This window comes from Mycolicibacterium aichiense, from assembly GCF_010726245.1.
GTDB lineage: Bacteria > Actinomycetota > Actinomycetes > Mycobacteriales > Mycobacteriaceae > Mycobacterium > Mycobacterium aichiense.
Window position 1 is genome coordinate 1248466 of the sequence record NZ_AP022561.1, and the last position, 15889, is coordinate 1264354.

Consider the following 15889-nt stretch of genomic DNA (forward strand, 5'->3'; position numbering starts at 1 on the left):
CGTGTCTGCCGCCCTCGGCGGGCAGCCAGTAGTGGCAGCACTGGCTACCCCGCACGCCCTGGCCACCGATGCCGGGACCGCGATCCTGCGCAGCGGTGGCACCGCCATCGACGCCGCGATCGCCGCCGCCGGTGTGCTGACGGTGGTCTACCCGCACAACGTCGCCCTCGGCGGCGATCTGTTCGCCCTGATCCGAACCCCGGACGGCGCGGTCAGCTGTATCAACGCCTCCGGCTGGGCCGGTGCCGCGGTGGATGCCGCTGCCCTGCGAGCCGAGCACGGCGACTGGCTGCCTGCGCGCGGTGCGGCTGCGGTGACGGTGCCGGGCGGGGTACGAGGGTGGGAGGCCATGCGCCGCTTGGGTTCCCGGGTCTCGTGGAGTGCAACACTGTGCGCCGCCGAGACAGCGGCCCGCGACGGTGTGCCGGTGCCCGCGTCGCTCGCCACCCACCTCGAGGATCCCGAGAATCGCGATCTGATCGGAACCGCCGACTTCGACCGGGTGTTCCGCCCGCACGGCGCACCGATGCGGGTCGGCGAGCCGTTCCGGCAGCCGGCGCTGGCCGATACGTTGGCGACGCTGCGCTCCGAGGGACCCGACGAGTTCTACAGCGGGGAGCTCGCCCAACGCACCGTCGGCTACCTGCGAACCCACCAGTCGTGGGTCACCGAAGCCGATTTCGCCGACTTCCAGGTCGAGGTCGTCGAGCCGTTGCGGTCCGAATTCGGCGACCTGACCGTGCTGACGAGCCCGCCCAACAGCCAAGGCTTTCTGCTGCTGCATGCGCTCGGTGCGGTGCATGCCGGCGGGCTGAACGACCCGGTCGGCGACGGCATGGGTGAGTTGCTGCGGGCCTTCCACCGCAGCAACGGGATTCGCGACAGCCAACTTGCCGACCCGCGGTACGCCGCCGTCGACGTCGCCGCGATGGGCGACCATTCCGGGCCGGTCAGCCGCCCGCCGGGCGTGCCTCGCGGGGACACCGTGGGTATCGCCGTCGTCGACGGCGAGGGATACGCGGTGTCGCTCATCCAGAGCGTCTATCACGCGTTCGGGTCCGGACTGATCGATCCGGTCACCGGTGTGCTGTTCCACAATCGCGGCTGCGGGTTCAGCCTGGACCCGGCGTCGCCGAATGTGATCGCGCCGCGAAAGCGCCCGGCGCACACGCTGATGCCGGCGATGACGCTGCGGCAGGGCCGGATCGGCCACGTGTTGTCGACCATGGGCGGACAGGGTCAGCCGCAGATCCTCGGCCAGATCCTGCTGCGGGCACTGGGCGGCGCCACGGCGGTCGAAGCGGTTGCCGCGCCCCGCGCCATCGTCGGCTCCCAGTGCGGCGGCGGCCCGGACAGCGTGACCGTCGAGGCCGACCTGGATCCGGCCGCTGCGGCCGCGATCCGTGCGGCGGGCTTCACCGCGACGGAGGTGCCGCCGCGTACCGAAGCTCTCGGCCAGGCCAATGTGGTCTTCGTCGATTCCGGCGGCTCCATGACCGCGGCGTCGGATCCCCGGTCGGACGGCGCCGCGGTGGTGGCGCACTACCCCCGCCCGCAGCCGTGACCGCCTTCGTGCGCACGCATCTGCAGTTGTGGCTGATGCTCGCGCTCACCTTCGTCACCGGGTTGCTGGACGCGGTCGGATATCTCGCGCTGGACCGGGTGTTCACCGGGAACATGACCGGCAATGTGGTGATCCTCGGGATGGGCATGGCCGGTGAGGACGAACTCCCCGTCGCCGGACCGCTGGTGGCACTGGCCGCCTACGTGATGGGCGCCGCGGCGGTGGGCCGTCTGCTGCAACGCCATCCCGGCGGCTGGCGGCCGATCGTCACGGCCGTGTTCGCCACCAGTGCCGTGGTGCTCGCCGCCGCGGCCACCGTGCTCACGCTCGCCCGCGTCGACGGCGAGTCGGCGGTCGGCGTCGGCATCGCCGCCACCCTGGCGACGCTGATGGGCGCTCAGGCGGCCACGGCACGGATGCTGGCCGTCGCCGACGTGACCACCGTCGTGGTCACGTCCACGCTCACCGCCTATGCCAGCGAGACGCTGTTCGGCCCCGGGATGACGTGGTTGAAGCACCGCCGGTTGTGGGCTGTCGTGGTGATCATCGCCGGCGCATTCTGCGGCGCCTCGTTGTTACGCCTGCACCCCGGATCCCCGGTGTACCTGGCGGCGGTCATCACCGCCGCGGTGGCCGTCGCCGGTCACCGGATGTGGCCCCGCGCTGAGCTGCCCTAGGCCTGCGGCCCCCGAGTGAACTCCTCGCCGGTCTCCGGGTTGAGGGCGGTCTCGCCCGGCGGGAGATTCGACAAATCGGGGGAGATGACCGTCGGCATGTCCCCGGAGTCCGGCAGGCCGAAGTGCGCTTCGACAGCGGTGGCCGGGGTCAGCACCAGGTCGGCGCTCGAGCGCCGTGACAGGGTGCGGCCGCGGAAGAAGTCGGGCGACATCAGCCACCAGACCCCCATCAGGATCACGCCCAGCACCAGCGCGCCGATGCCGACGACGGCCACCGCGCCGAACCCGAAGATCGTGACGTTGTTGCCGTCGGCGTCGGTCAGCCAGTCCGGCTTGGCGTACTGGATCAGGCCGTAGGCGAACACCACCAGCAGGATCAGGCCGCCGAGCAGTGGCACCACCCCGCGCATGACGAAGTCGCGCGTCGAGGCGGTGAGGTCCTTGCGGTAAAACCACACACAGGCGAAACCGGTGAGGCCGTAGTAGAAGGCGATCATCAGGCCGACCGAGCCGATCAGCGCAGAGAGCAGGTTCGAGCTGATCAACGTGAACAACACGTAGAACCCGATGGAGACCGCGCCCATGACGATGGTCGAGGTGGTGGGGGTCAGGTACGTGCGGTGGATCTTGGCGAACGACTGCGGCAGCGCCCGGTAGACGCCCATCGACAGGGTGGTCCGGGCAGTCGGCAGGATCGTCGTCTGGGTGGACGCCGACGCCGAGGTCAGGATCGATGCGGACAGCAGCAGCAGGCCGATGTGTCCGAGCACGCTGTCGCCGAACAGGTCCGGACCGATCGCGGCGAACGCGTCCGCGGCGTTGTCCGGGTTGCCCAGGCCGATGCCGTCGGTTCCGGTGCCGGCGAACGCGATGGCCGAGACGCTGACGAGCGCGTACGTCGCCAGCAGCAGGAAAGTCGAGATGACCGCGGCGCGTCCCGGCGTGGTGCCGGGGTCCTCGGATTCCTCGTTGCACGCCACCGCGGTATCCCAGCCCCAGTAGATGAAGATCGCGGTGAGGATGGCGGGGGCTATCACGGTTCCGAAGTCCAGGCCGCCGGGCCAGAACCAGGACAGCGACGGGTGCAGTGAATAGGTCTCCGCCTTGCCCGCGTACACCTTGATCAACGCCACGATCGAGAACACCACCAGCACCACGAGCTCGATGCCCAGCAGGCCGTACTGGATGCGCGCCGACACCTCGATGCCGCGGTAACAGATGTAGGTCATCACGATGATCCAGATGACTCCGGCCACCGTCGACCACAGGGTGCTGTTGGCCAGATCGGCCACCGAGTGCCAGCCGAGGTCGCCGACGAAGGTGAACGAGTAGGCGCCGGCGATCTGGGCGAGGTTGGCCATGACGATGACGTCGGCGGCAATGATGCCCCAGCCGCCGAGCCAGCCGATCAGCGGCCCGAAGGCCCGTGATGCCCAGGTGAACGTGGTCCCGCAGTCCGGTTCGGCCTTGTTCAATTCCTGGTAGGCGACGGCGATCATGTACATCGGGATGAACGCGATCAGTACGATCGCCGGGGCTTTCACCCCGGCCAGCAGCGCTCCGCCGCTGGCCACGATCAGCCCGAGCGTCGCCGCCAGCGAATAGGCCGGCGCGGTCGAGGCCATGCCGACGACGATGCTGGACAGCAACCCCAGTGCACCGCCCTTGAGGCCTTTGCTCTCGACGGTCGACGGGGCCGAGCCTCCGGGCTCGAGGGTGAGCTCACCTTTACTCATGGCATCTCCTGCTTAAACGCCTGAATGAAACGAGACGAGACTACGGTTTCAGTCGCCAGCGTGCGGAGAATCTGCGGAATTGTTTTCCTGGTGGTAACAGGGCAATGGAATCGGTGGTCAGGTGGCCCAGGGCACCCGGCAGCTGTCGCCGGACCCGAAGCCCTGTTCGGTGATGCCCAGCGCCGAGTTCATCCGGGCGCGCATGTTCTCGATCCCCACCTGATAGGTCAGCTCGATCACCCCGCCGGCGCCGAAACGCCGACGCAGGTCGTCGACCTGCTCATCGGTGACCGTGTGCGGGTCCGTCGTCATGGCGTCGGCGTAGGCGATCGCTGCCCGCTCGTCGTCGGTGTACAGCGGTGAGGTGGCGTAGTCGTCGATATGCGAGAGCCGCTCGAGGTCGAGTCCTTCGAGGCGCATCAGCATCTGTCCGAAGTCCACGCACCATGAACAGCCGACGGTTCGGGCTGTCCAGAACACCGCGAGTTCGCGGACGTCGGCGGGCAGCGCCTTCGAGGCGTTCTGCAGCAGCCCTTCGTGGACCGCGTTGGCCACCATCAGGCGGGTGTGATGGGCGTAGACGGCGAACGGTTCGGGGACCTCGCCGAAGCGTCGCTTGGCCCAGCGGTACATCAGCCGGGTCAGCAACGGGGCCTTGTCCGGGGTGAGGGGTTCCAGTCGTGCCTGGTTGCTCATGTGCTCAGGTGTGCTCATGTACTCGAGATGCTTTCGGGACCGGAAATGTGACACCCCGATACCGGTCAATATTGAGTTGACGGACTAACTATTCGGCTAGGGTGCTGACTTGTGGATTTCGACCTCGACGCCGAACAGCGCGCGTGGTTGGCGGAGGTGCGGGAATTCCTGCGGGAGAACGTCACTGACGCCCTTCGTGCCGAGATCGCCGAACACAATCTGGAGCATCCGGGCGGCGAGGTTGCGGCGTTTCGCCGCAAACTCGGCGCCAAGGGCTGGTTCGGCCTGAATTGGCCTGCGGAGTACGGCGGCCTCGGGTTGGGGCCGGTGCACCTGCACCTGCTGATGACCGAGTTCGAGTATTGGGGTGCGCCGGGCCCGGATCTGACGGTCACCTCGATCGCGCCGATGATCATGCGGCACGGCACCGAGCAGAACAAACGCGAGTTCCTGCCGCTCATCGCGCGCGGCGAGATGACCTGCGCGCTGGGGTATTCCGAGCCGGACGCCGGCACCGACCTCGCGTCGCTGCGCACCAAGGCGGTCCGTGACGGCGACGAATGGGTGATCAACGGATCGAAGATCTGGAACAGCGGCGCGCAGCGATCCACTCACGAGTGGCTCTGCGTGCGCACCGATCCCCAAGCCCAGCGCCACCGGGGAATCTCGGTGATCGTCGTTCCGGTGGACAGCCCCGGTGTCCGGATCCGCCCGTTGATCGCGTGGTCCGGCTACCGGACCAACGAGGTCTTCTTCGACGACGTGCGGGTCCCGGTGACCAACCTGATCGGGGAGGAGAACCGCGGCTGGTCCTACATCACCGGCGCCCTCGATCTGGAGCGCGGCGCGCTGACCAATGCCGGGGACCTGCGGCGTGCACTCGACGAGTTGCAGGTGCTGGCACGGATGCCGCGCCGTGACGGCACCGTTCCGATCGACAATCCCGGCTTCCGTCGCCGGCTGGCCCAGGCCGAGGCCGATGTCGAGGTCGCCGGGCTGATGGGCTACGAGGCGTCGTCGTTGTTGGCGGGCGGGGTGATTCCGACCGTGGAGGTCAGCGTAGAGAAGGTCTTCAGCAGCGAGTTGCGGCAGCGCATCGCCGACCTGGGTATCGATCTGCTTGGTGCCGAAGGTCTCCTCGCGCACCGTAATTCGGAGGCGCCGGCCGGCGGGCGGTTCGAGAAGCTCTACCGGTTCGCGCCTCTCATGCGCTTCGGCGGCGGTACCAACGAGGTGCTCCGCGACGTCATCGCCCAGCGTGGCAACAGCATGCCCTCCTACGGACGGTGAGATGAAACTCGTTCCCTCGCAAGATGATCGCGATCTGGAAGCCAGTCTGCGCGGTCTGCTGGCCGCCGGCCGCGCCGATCTGTGGGGCGACCTCGCCACGGCCGGAGTGATGGGGCTGGGACTGCCCGAAGCGTACGGCGGGTCCGGTGGATCCCTCTCGGATCTCGGGATCTTCGCCCGCGAGGCGGGCCGGGCTCTGTGCCCGATGCGCGTGCACAGCACCGCCATCGCCGCACACGCCCTGCACATCCTCGGCGGTGAGAAGTCCTGCGTCACGTGGCTGCCCGACCTGACCGCCGGGCGGATCGCCGCCACCACAGCGCTGTGGAATCCGAATGACGCAGCCGATGTGACCGCCACCATGCGCGCCGATCAGGACCGTGACGGCACGTGGCGCCTCACCGGCACAGCCGATTTCGTGAACGACGCGGACACCGCCGACATCGTCGTCGTGTCCGGATTCGACCGGTCCGGCAACACCGTCGGGTTCGTCGTCCGGCTGCACAACGACGGCGTGACGCTGCGGCCGCTGGCGTTGATGGGCGGTCACCGCGCCTCGGTGCTGCGCTTCGACGATGTGCCCGTCGACGATGTCCTCAATGACGGCGCGGCGCTGGGCCGCGACGACCTCCGTCGTACCGCCAACGCGGCGATGGCGTTGACGGCGCTCGATCTCGTCGGCGTCGGCGAGGCGGTGCTCGAACGCACCGTGCGCTACACGACCGTGCGCCACCAGTTCGGCCGGCCGATCGCCTCCTTCCAGGCCGCCCAGCACATCGTGGCCGACATGCACATCGGGCTGGCGGCGGCCCGGCTGGCGGCACAGTCCGCGATAGCCGCGATCAGCCACGGCCGCAGCGCCGTTCGGGAAACCGCGATCGCCCGCATCCAGTCCGCCACGGCGGCCAAGTGGGCCACCCTCGACGCCCACCAGTTGCACGGCGGGATGGGGTACGTCGTGGAGACCGACCTCTACCTGTGGTCGGAACGGGCCCGGGTGCTCTCGACGCTGGGCGGTGGCGCCGACATCGCGGCAGGTTGGCTGGATGAGGACGAGGTCAGCCGCGCGGCCGTCGGTGACCGGTTGCGGCGCAAGGACGGCCGGTGACCAAGAGTTTGATCGACCCGGAGACGGCGGCGCGTGTCGGCACCGTCGCGGCCACCGCCACCGGCGAGGTGATCCGGCGGGATTGGCAACGCTGGGCCGCCGCAGTCGGTGACGACAACCCGCTGTGGTTCGACCCCGATCACGCCCGTGCCAACGGCTACCGCGACGTGATCTGCCCCCCGCTGTACCTGCAATACGCCATCCTCGGCGTCAGCCCGCTGGCCGGCCTCCGCCCGGACGGATCGTCCGGCGCTGTGTCAGGCAGTCTGGCCTTTCCGAAGGCTCCGCGACGGATGGCCGGCGGCGAGAGCACCACGTTCCACCTGCCCGCCTATCACCGCGACGAGATCGAGATGGTCCGCACCATCGAATCCGTCGTGGAAAAGGAAGGCCGCTCAGGACGATTCGTTCTGGTCACCTGGCACACCGTCTACCGCAACCAGCACGGCGAGCTGGTCGCCGAGGCGTCCACGTCGATGATCGCGCGCCCATGAGTCAATTGTTCTTCGACGACGTCGAGCCGGGCGATCGGATACCGGAGCTCACCGTCACCGTCGACGAGACCCAGATGTTCTTCTTCAGCGCCGCCACCTACAACGGCCACCGCATCCACTACGACAAGCAGTGGGCTCGCGACAGAGAGGGTTACGACGACGTCCTGGTGCAGGGACCGCTGCAGGCCGCGCTGCTGGCCCGTGCGATCACCGACTGGATCGGCGGCCGCGGCCGGCTGGTGAACTACTCGGTGCAGAACCGCGGGGTGGCCTTCCCCGGACAGCCGCTGACCTTCGGGGGCACGGTCACCGCGACGCGGATCGAGGCGAACCGTGGACTGGTCGACCTGGACATCGCAGGCAGACGCGACGCCGACATCCTGATGCCCGGCACCGCCACCGTGGAACTGCCTCGACGCCTTGGAGATTGCTGATGAAGCTGGCCGGTGAGGCGGCGATCGTCGGCATCGCCGAACTGCCCGCCGAACGCAAGCCGGTCGGGCCAGGACTGTTCACCCTCGACCAATACGCGGCTCTGACGAAGCTGGTACTGGACGACGCCGGGCTGGACGCGAGCGTGGTCAACGGGCTGATCTCGCACGGCCTGGCCGAATCCGACATGTTCGTGCCTGCGACCCTGAGTGAATACCTCGGTCTGCCCATCGATTTCGGTGAGCGAGTGGACCTGGGCGGTGCCACCTCGGCCGCGATGGTGTGGCGCGCCGCCGTCGCCGTCGAGCTCGGGCTGTGCGACGCGGTGCTGGCCGTGTTGCCGGGGTCGCGCGCCCTGCCGCGATCGGTTCGGCGTGAGCCGGTCGCACCGAGCTGGTTTGGGGCGTCGAGCAACAACTTCGGATCGCCGCAGGCCGAATACGAGATCCCGTACGGCAACGTCGGGCAGAATGCCCCGTTCGCCCAGATCGCCCAGCGCTACGGCGCGCAGTACGGCTACGACCCGTCGGCGTTGGCCAAGATCGTGGTGGACCAGCGCACCAACGCCTGTGCGCATCCCGGCGCGGTGTTCCACGGCAAGCCCCTCACCGAGGCGGACGTGCTCGCGAGCCCGATGATCGCCGATCCGATCCGCATGTTGGAGATCGTCATGCCTGTCCACGGCGGCACCGGGGTGCTGATCGCCAACGCCGATGTAGCCCGGAAAAGCCGTCATCGTCCGGTGTGGATCAAGGGTTTCGGTGAACACATCTCGTTCAAGACCACGACGTACGCGCAGGATCCGATGGTCACCCCGATCGCCCGTTCGGCGCAGCGCGCGTTCGCGATGGCGGGGCTCACACCGGCCGACGTCGACATCGCGTCGGTCTACGACTGTTACACGATCACGGTGCTGATGACCTTGGAGGACGCCGGATTCTGTCCGAAGGGCCACGGCATGGCGTGGATCAAGGACCGCGACCTCACGTTCCGCGGCGACTTCCCACTCAACACCGCGGGCGGGCAACTGTCCTACGGGCAGGCCGGCATGTCGGGGGGCATGCACCACGTGGTCGACGCCGCCCGCCAGTTGATGGGCCGCTCGGCGGCGGCGCAGGTGCGTGACGCCAACACCGCGTTCGTCGCCGGGACCGGCGGGATCATGAGCGAGCAGGTGGCATTGGTGTTGGGAGGCGACTGATGGCCGAGCCGATGCCCGTCCCCGAACCCACGCCGGTGTCGCAGCCGTTCTGGGATGCGCTGGCTGAGCACCGGATCCTGGTGCAGTATTCGCCGTCGGCCGGCCGCTACGTGTTCTACCCGCGCACCCTCGCCCCGGGCACGCTGGCCGACGACCTCCAGTGGCGCGAGATCGACGGTGCGGCAACGTTGTATACCTACACGGTGGCCCGCCGCCCGACCGGTCCGCCGTGGGCTGACGCGCTGCCGCAGGTTCCCGCCGTCGTGCAGTGGGATGCCGGGCCGCGGTTCTCGACAGAGTTGGTCGATGTCGAGCCCGAGAACATCCGGATCGGGATGCGTGTCACCCCGGTGTTCTGTGACCTGCCCGGCACCGGGATGACGCTGCTGCGCTACCGCCCGGCCGGCGCATGATCGACACCGTCCAAAAGCTCTTGCGCACCCGGACGAACGACGAGTCCGTTGCCGTGATCTCACCGGAACGCACCTGGACCTGGCGCGAATACCTGGCCGACGCCGCAGCGGAGGCCTCTGCCCTGCTTGCTCGCATGGATCCGGCCCGGCCGATGCATGTCGGTGCGCTGATGACGAATTCGCCGGCCTACCTGCGGGCGATGGCGGCCGCAGCGCTCGGCGGCTATGTGCTGTGCGGCATCAACACCACCCGCCGCGGCGAGGGCCTGGTGTCGGACATCACGCGCTCGGATTGCCAGCTGTTGCTGGTCGATGATGATCATGCCGGGCTGATCGACGGACTGGATCTCGCGGGCGTCGCCGTGCTGAACGTGGCAGGCCCGCACTACTGCGAAGCCGTCGGAAGAGCGAAACCGCTTGTGCCGCATGAGGTCGCCGGAACCGACCCATTCATGATGATCTTCACCTCCGGCACCAGCGGCAACCCCAAGGCGGTGCCGTTCGTCCACACGATGAGCGTGATGTGCGGTCTGAGCCTGGTGGCTCAGATGGACATCACCGCCGAGGACGTGTGCTACCTCGCGATGCCGCTGTTCCACTCCAACGGGGTGGCCGTCGGGTTCTCGGTCGCGGTCACCGCCGGAGCGGCCATGGTGCCGGTGAAGTTCTCGGTGTCACGGTTGCTGCCGGACCTACGCCGCTACGGCGTGACGTTCATGAACTACGTCGGTAAGCCGCTGGCGCTGGTGCTGGCCACCCCCGAGCAGCCCGACGACGCCGACAACCCGCTGCGCATCATGTACGGCAACGAGGCCACCGAACGCGATATCACCGAATTCTCACGGCGTTTCGGCTGCCGCATCATCGACGGATTCGGCTCCAGCGAGTTCGCCGTCGTTGTGGTGCGCGAGGACGGCACTCCGCCCGGCTCGATCGGCAAAGGCTGGGGTGGGGTGTCGATCTATGATCCCGATACCGTGACCGAGTGTGCCACCGCGGTTTTCGACGACAATGGCGCCCTCGTCAATGCCGACGAGGCGGTGGGGGAGTTGGTGAACACCACCGGCTCCGGGCCGTTCACCGGCTATTACAACGATCCGGCGGCCACCTCCGAGCGGCTTCGGCACGGCATGTACTGGACTGGTGACCTCGCCTACCGCGACGCCGACGGCTGGATCTATCTCGCCGGCCGGACGTCGGACTGGATGCGGGTCGATGGGGAGAACATGGCCGCCGCGCCGATCGAACGGATCATGCTGCGACTGCCGCAACTCAACCAGGTCGCGGTGTACGCCGTGCCCGACGAGCGGGTGGGCGATCAGGTGATGGCGGCAGTTGTTCTGCGCCAGGGTGAATCGCTGACGCCCGCGCAGTTCGAGGAGTTTCTGGGCGCCCAGCCCGACCTGTCGCCCAAGGCGTGGCCGAGATTCGTCCGCATCAACGACGACCTGCCGCAGACCGCCACCAACAAGATCCTCAAGCGGGAACTGAGCGCCGCAGGCGTGACCGCAGACGGCGGCGTGTTGTGGGAGCGGGCCGCTCGTTCGACCAGCTACCGGGCGGTCGGCTAGACCGTGGTGTGATCCACGATGGTGCCGACGCCGACGGCATTCGCCAACGTGGCGTTGGCCGGACTGGACAGCACGACGGTGAACGTCTCGGTGTTCTCTGGCGCCGAATCACCGAGCACCGTCACCGCAACCGTTTTGCTCGTCTCGCCGGGGAGGAACGTCACCGTTCCCGCGGCGTCGAGGAAGTCGCTGCCCGCGGTGGCCGTCCCGCCCGAGGTGGCGTAATGCACGGTGACGGTCTGGTCTGATGCAGCGCTGAGCGTCACGGTGAACGTGGCGGCGGAAGTGGCTGTGGGGCTGCCGAGCCGAAATTCGATCGGCTTGAGGTAGACCCTCTTGGCCGGATCGACGGTGGTCCAGTCATCGGACAGAATGCCGCTGGTGACAACGGAATTGGCATTCCATGCCCAGTACGTCCAGCCCATGCCCTTGGCGCCGGCGGGGATGTCGATGGTTCCGTTGTTGTCGAAATCGCCGGACAGGTATGAGGTGATCGCCTCGAACCAAATGAGGTCCTTGGGATCGGTCAGGCTGGTGCCGAACTCGCCGAGGTAGATCGGGGCGATCCCGTCCGCGTAGATATAGCCCCAGGCCTTGTTGAAGACGCCGGGCAGGCCGGCGCCGAAATCGGCGCCGGCGAACCAGGGCTGGGGGTAGAACGAGTTCGGGTAGTCGTGCGGTGAGTACACCACGCGGTTGGGCACGTTGAGCACGATCGGGCGATCCTTGACGCCCATCAGATTGCCGCCATACCAATAGTATTGGTCGTCGTATACACCGATGCCCTCAACAATGATCAACAGGTCGGGGTTGACGGCGAGGATCGCGTTGCCGGCTCGTTCGGCGGCGCGGGCCCAGTCGTCGGCGCCACCGCCACCCCACGTGCCGTTGTAGGGCTCGTTGTGCAGGTCGACGCCGATCACGGTCGGGTTGTTGGCGTAGCGCTTGGCAAGCGTCACCCAGTCGTTGACCCAGTCCGTCTCGCTGTATTTGTCGTCGTACCAGAGTCCGTTGGCGGTGGTGCTGACGCCGGCGTCGTTGCGATGATGGTCGAGAATGACTTTGAGTCCGATCTCGCCCGCATAGTCGATGACCTTGTCCATCACCTGGATCGACGTGAGACCTTGCAGATCGGGATTGAGCGTGAAATCGATGCTGTTGCCTGGAATCTGGCCATGCAAGACATCCTGCGAGTAGGGCAGCCGGATAGTGTTGAACCCCTCGTCGACCATCTGGTCCATCATGTCTTTGTAGTTGCGGACCCAAAGGCCGTCCGGGGCACCGTTATAACCTTCGAAGCCGAACCAGTTGACGCCGGCGATCTGCACCGGATTGCCTGCCGCGTCCAGGATTTGGTTGCCGCTGGTGTGCCAGAAGCCCGCGCCGACCCGGGGCCCGGGCTCAGTCGCGGTGGCATCGGAGATGCTCAGCTGCGGTGGTGCGGCAGCGATGGCCGCGACGGTGATGGTGGCGATGGTGGTGCCGGCGGTCTGTGGCGAGAGCAGCGAGCGGATGCCGTGCAGCCCCATTCCGCGGTCGATGACGGCGACGACGAACTGGGCGGTGTCCCCGGGCTGCATCGGGGCACCGGGCGTGTAGACGAAGGTGCCGTGGGCGTCGATGGTGACCGTTCCCGACGCCGGCTGCTGCTTGATCTTGTAGGCCAACGGGTCGTTCTCGGGATCCGTCGCGCCGATGTTGCCGGTGATGGCATTGCCTGTGGTGAGGCTGTTCTTGGTCGGGTCGTAACCGATCGTCGGCACCTTGTTGAAAAGCGTGTGCTCGAACTCGCGACGCGCGAAGGTCAGTGCGCCCAGGAACGCCGAGACCACCGATTCGACGGGGTTCGGTGTGCGCGCGGCGATTGCGGGCTGGGGCCTGGCGGCGTTCGGCGCTTTAGCGGATATGCGATTGCGGGCCGGCGAGGCGACACCACTTTTGGGTTTGGCGTGGCCGACGCTGTGTGACGAACTGCTGGAGTCGTGCGAATCCGCGGCGGCCACAGCGGGGCAACTCAGCGCAAGGCAGGCGCCAACGGCAACCGCCAAGCCGCCGGTGCGGCCCCACCCGATCGCCGATGACATGAGTCCCCCCCGACTCGGAGCGAACTGCCATTCTGCGCGCGCGGTGGCCCCGCGGGCAAGGCTCGAATTGGTTACGGACGATCAGCGCGCGAACATCAGCGCGCGCTTGACCTCCTGGATGGCCTTCGTGACCTCGATGCCGCGCGGGCAGGCATCGGTGCAATTGAACGTGGTGCGGCAGCGCCAGACGCCGTCGACATCGTTGAGGATGTCCAGACGCTCGGCGGCGCCCTCGTCGCGGCTGTCGAAGATGAACCGGTGCGCGTTCACGATTGCGGCAGGCCCGAAGTACGACCCCTCGCTCCAGTACACCGGGCAGCTGGTGGTGCAGCACGCGCACAGGATGCACTTGGTGGTGTCGTCGTAGCGGGCCCGGTCGGTGGGGCTCTGAATGCGTTCCCGGGTGGGCGCATTCCCCGACGTGATCAGGTACGGCTTGACCGCGCGGTAGGCGTCGAAGAACGGCTCCATGTTGACCACCAAGTCCTTCTCCACGGCCAGGCCGCGGATCGGCTCGATGGTGATGGTCAGCGGCTTGTCCTTCTTCGGTAGGAGGTCGCGCATCAGCACCTTGCAGGCCAGCCGGTTGACTCCGTTGATCCGCATCGCGTCCGACCCGCACACCCCGTGCGCGCAGGAGCGGCGGAAGGTGAGCGTGCCGTCCAGGTAGCTCTTCACGTAGATCAGCAGGTTCAGCAGACGATCACTCGGCAGACAGGGCACCCGGAAACTCTGGTAGCCGGCGCTGTCGGGATCCTCCGGGTTGAACCGCGCGATCTTGAGCGTCACCATCACCGCCCCGTCGGGAATCGGCGGCAGCGCGGGCTCTTTAACGTCGGGTGCGATCGTCATTAATACTTGCGCTCCATCGGCTCGTAACGGGTCTGCACAACGGGCTTGTAGTCCAGCCGGATGTCGCTGAGCAACTCGGTTCCGTCCTTATAGGCCATCGTGTGCCGCATGTAGTTGGTGTCGTCGCGGTTGGGGTAGTCCTCCCGGGCGTGGCCGCCGCGGGACTCCTTGCGGTTCAACGCGCCGACGACCGTGACCTCCGCCAGCTCGAGCAGGAAACCCAGCTCGATGGCCTCGAGCAGATCGCTGTTGTACCGCTTTCCCTTGTCGTGCACGCTGATTCGGGCGTAGCGCTCCTTGAGGGAGTGGATGTCGGTGAGTGCCTGCTTGAGGGTTTCCTCGGTGCGGAACACCGCGGCGTTGTTGTCCATCGACTGCTGCAGCGCACTGCGGATGTCGGCCACCCGCTCATTGCCGTGCTCGCTCAGGATGTCCGAAACCCAGTTCACCACCATGCCGGCCGGCTGCTCGGGCAGGTCGACGAAATCGTGGCCGAGGGCGTAGTTCGCGGCCGAGATCCCGGCGCGACGGCCGAACACGTTGATGTCCAGCAGCGAGTTGGTGCCCAGGCGGTTCGCGCCGTGCACCGACACACACGCGCATTCGCCAGCGGCGTAGAGGCCGGGCACCGTGGTGTTGTTGTCCCGCAACACCTGTCCGGTGATCGTGGTCGGGATGCCGCCCATCACGTAGTGGCAGGTGGGGTAGACCGGCACCAGTTCCTTGACCGGATCCACGCCGAGGTAGGTGCGGGCGAACTCGGTGATGTCGGGCAGCTTGGCTTCCAGCACATCCGCGCCCAGGTGGCGGACGTCGATGTAGACGTAGTCCTTGTGCGGCCCGGCGCCGCGGCCCTCCAGCACCTCGAGAACCATCGAGCGGGCGACGATGTCGCGTGGCGCCAGGTCGACGATGGTGGGGGCGTAGCGCTCCATGAAGCGTTCGCCTTCGCCATTGAGCAGCCGGCCGCCCTCGCCGCGGACGGCTTCGGAGATGAGGATCCCCAAGCCGGCCAGGCCCGTCGGGTGGAACTGGTGAAACTCCATGTCCTCCAAGGGGAGTCCCTTGCGGAAGACGATGCCCAGGCCGTCGCCGGTCAGCGTGTGCGCGTTGGAGGTGGTCTTGTACATCCGGCCCGAGCCGCCGGTGGCGAATACGACGGCCTTGGCGTGGAAAACGTGGATGTCGCCGGTGGCGAGTTCGTATGCCACCACACCGCTGGCCACCGGGCCGCTGGGGGTCTCGGTCAACACCAGGTCGAGGGCGTAGAACTCGTTGAAGAACTCGACATCATGCTTGACGCAGTTTTGGTACAGCGTCTGCAGGATCATGTGGCCGGTGCGGTCGGCGGCATAGCACGCCCGGCGCACCGGAGCCTTGCCGTGATCGCGGGTGTGGCCGCCGAACCGGCGCTGATCGATGCGGCCCTCGGGGGTGCGGTTGAACGGCATGCCCATCTTCTCGAGATCGAGCACCGCGTCGATGGCTTCCTTGCACATGATCTCGACGGCGTCCTGGTCGGCGAGGTAGTCGCCGCCCTTGACCGTGTCGAAGGTGTGCCACTCCCAGTTGTCCTCTTCGACATTGGCCAGCGCCGCGCACATGCCACCCTGGGCGGCGCCGGTGTGCGATCGGGTGGGGTACAGCTTGGTCAGCACCGCGGTCCTCGCCCGAGGGCCGGCCTCGACTGCGGCGCGCATGCCGGCCCCGCCTGCCCCGACGATGACCACGTCGTAGCGGTGTTCGGTAATCATTTTCGCCTCGAAGTGCT

The 15889-nt window shown here is 67.5% G+C and carries 14 protein-coding genes; 9 read left to right on the forward strand and 5 right to left on the reverse strand.

The window, feature by feature from the left end; translation table 11 throughout:
- Position 1 precedes the first annotated feature (1 nt).
- Together G6N32_RS06065 and G6N32_RS06070 are read left to right on the forward strand one after the other, a co-directional pair.
- Entirely contained in the window at positions 2 to 1564 is a 1563-nt protein-coding gene (locus G6N32_RS06065; protein WP_232077519.1) for a gamma-glutamyltransferase family protein, read from the forward strand.
- Complete coding sequence (locus tag G6N32_RS06070) at positions 1561 to 2241, forward strand: YoaK family protein (RefSeq protein WP_232077521.1); 681 nt, start codon at positions 1561 to 1563, stop codon at positions 2239 to 2241. Before G6N32_RS06065 ends, G6N32_RS06070 begins: the two co-directional genes overlap by 4 nt.
- Here the strand turns inward: G6N32_RS06070 and G6N32_RS06075 are convergent.
- Complete coding sequence (locus G6N32_RS06075; protein WP_115316770.1) at positions 2238 to 3977, reverse strand: APC family permease; 1740 nt, start codon at positions 3975 to 3977, stop codon at positions 2238 to 2240. The two genes, G6N32_RS06070 and G6N32_RS06075, sit on opposite strands and share 4 nt — an antisense overlap.
- Positions 3978 to 4094: 117 nt before the next feature.
- Positions 4095 to 4691, reverse strand: coding sequence for a carboxymuconolactone decarboxylase family protein (locus G6N32_RS06080; protein WP_410432549.1), 597 nt, complete (start codon positions 4689 to 4691; stop codon positions 4095 to 4097).
- Between the two features lie 93 nt (positions 4692 to 4784).
- On the opposite strand from G6N32_RS06080, the gene G6N32_RS06085 reads away from it, so the two are divergent.
- The 7 genes from G6N32_RS06085 to fadD1 are packed head-to-tail and all read left to right on the forward strand — an operon-like array spanning position 4785 to position 11182.
- A complete protein-coding gene (locus G6N32_RS06085; protein WP_115316768.1) occupies positions 4785 to 5963 on the forward strand; it encodes an acyl-CoA dehydrogenase family protein in 1179 nt (392 codons plus the stop codon).
- 1 nt (position 5964) lies between these two features.
- Positions 5965 to 7071, forward strand: coding sequence for an acyl-CoA dehydrogenase family protein (locus G6N32_RS06090; RefSeq protein ID WP_115316767.1), 1107 nt, complete (start codon positions 5965 to 5967; stop codon positions 7069 to 7071).
- Positions 7068 to 7565: a MaoC family dehydratase gene (locus G6N32_RS06095; RefSeq protein WP_232077524.1), complete on the forward strand. Its 498-nt coding sequence runs from the start codon at positions 7068 to 7070 to the stop codon at positions 7563 to 7565. Before G6N32_RS06090 ends, G6N32_RS06095 begins: the two co-directional genes overlap by 4 nt.
- Positions 7562 to 7999 (forward strand): MaoC family dehydratase, encoded by a 438-nt coding sequence (locus tag G6N32_RS06100; RefSeq protein ID WP_115316766.1) that lies wholly within the window; start codon positions 7562 to 7564, stop codon positions 7997 to 7999. Before G6N32_RS06095 ends, G6N32_RS06100 begins: the two co-directional genes overlap by 4 nt.
- The gene (locus tag G6N32_RS06105) at positions 7999 to 9198 is read left to right on the forward strand and encodes a thiolase family protein (protein WP_197935813.1); all 1200 of its coding nucleotides are present in this window, start codon (positions 7999 to 8001) and stop codon (positions 9196 to 9198) included. Before G6N32_RS06100 ends, G6N32_RS06105 begins: the two co-directional genes overlap by 1 nt.
- A complete protein-coding gene (locus tag G6N32_RS06110) occupies positions 9198 to 9611 on the forward strand; it encodes a Zn-ribbon domain-containing OB-fold protein (protein ID WP_115316765.1) in 414 nt (137 codons plus the stop codon). Before G6N32_RS06105 ends, G6N32_RS06110 begins: the two co-directional genes overlap by 1 nt.
- The gene (fadD1, locus tag G6N32_RS06115) at positions 9608 to 11182 is read left to right on the forward strand and encodes a fatty-acid--CoA ligase FadD1 (protein WP_115316764.1); all 1575 of its coding nucleotides are present in this window, start codon (positions 9608 to 9610) and stop codon (positions 11180 to 11182) included. The genes G6N32_RS06110 and fadD1 overlap by 4 nt, the downstream gene beginning before the upstream one ends.
- Here the strand turns inward: fadD1 and G6N32_RS06120 are convergent.
- The 3 genes from G6N32_RS06120 to sdhA all read right to left on the reverse strand — a co-directional run bounded on the left by G6N32_RS06120 (position 11179) and on the right by sdhA (position 15872).
- A complete protein-coding gene (locus G6N32_RS06120; RefSeq protein WP_115316763.1) occupies positions 11179 to 13266 on the reverse strand; it encodes a cellulase family glycosylhydrolase in 2088 nt (695 codons plus the stop codon). The genes fadD1 and G6N32_RS06120 overlap by 4 nt on opposite strands.
- Before the next feature lie 81 nt (positions 13267 to 13347).
- Positions 13348 to 14118 (reverse strand): succinate dehydrogenase iron-sulfur subunit, encoded by a 771-nt coding sequence (locus G6N32_RS06125; protein WP_115316762.1) that lies wholly within the window; start codon positions 14116 to 14118, stop codon positions 13348 to 13350.
- Complete coding sequence (gene sdhA / locus G6N32_RS06130; RefSeq protein ID WP_115316761.1) at positions 14118 to 15872, reverse strand: succinate dehydrogenase flavoprotein subunit; 1755 nt, start codon at positions 15870 to 15872, stop codon at positions 14118 to 14120. Before sdhA ends, G6N32_RS06125 begins: the two co-directional genes overlap by 1 nt.
- Positions 15873 to 15889: the final 17 nt, after the last annotated feature.